Origin of the sequence: Streptomyces sp. MMG1533, from assembly GCF_001279775.1 — a bacterium.
Lineage (GTDB): Bacteria > Actinomycetota > Actinomycetes > Streptomycetales > Streptomycetaceae > Streptomyces.
In genome coordinates, this window is the sequence record NZ_LGDG01000180.1 from 1 (window position 1) to 286 (window position 286).

The window sequence follows — 286 nt, forward strand, 5'->3', positions numbered from 1 at the left end:
GTTCGGCGGCGTCCTACTCTCCCACAGGGTCCCCCCTGCAGTACCATCGGCGCTGTAAGGCTTAGCTTCCGGGTTCGGAATGTAACCGGGCGTTTCCCTCACGCTATAACCACCGAAACACTATGAAACTGTTCAGCCGCACCACACCCGTGACCATGGGCATGGGGCCGTTCGTGGTTTCAGAACCAACACAGTGGACGCGAGCAACTGAGGACAAGCCCTCGGCCTATTAGTACCGGTCACCTCCACACGTTACCGTGCTTCCAGATCCGGCCTATCAACCCAG

General features: G+C 58.7%; 2 rRNA genes. Both read right to left on the reverse strand.

Going from position 1 to position 286, the window contains the following annotated elements:
• Positions 1-117 (reverse strand): 5S ribosomal RNA (gene rrf / locus ADK57_RS18775).
• A 92-nt stretch (positions 118-209) separates the two neighbouring features.
• Positions 210-286, reverse strand: a 23S ribosomal RNA gene (locus tag ADK57_RS18780); the annotation flags it as partial.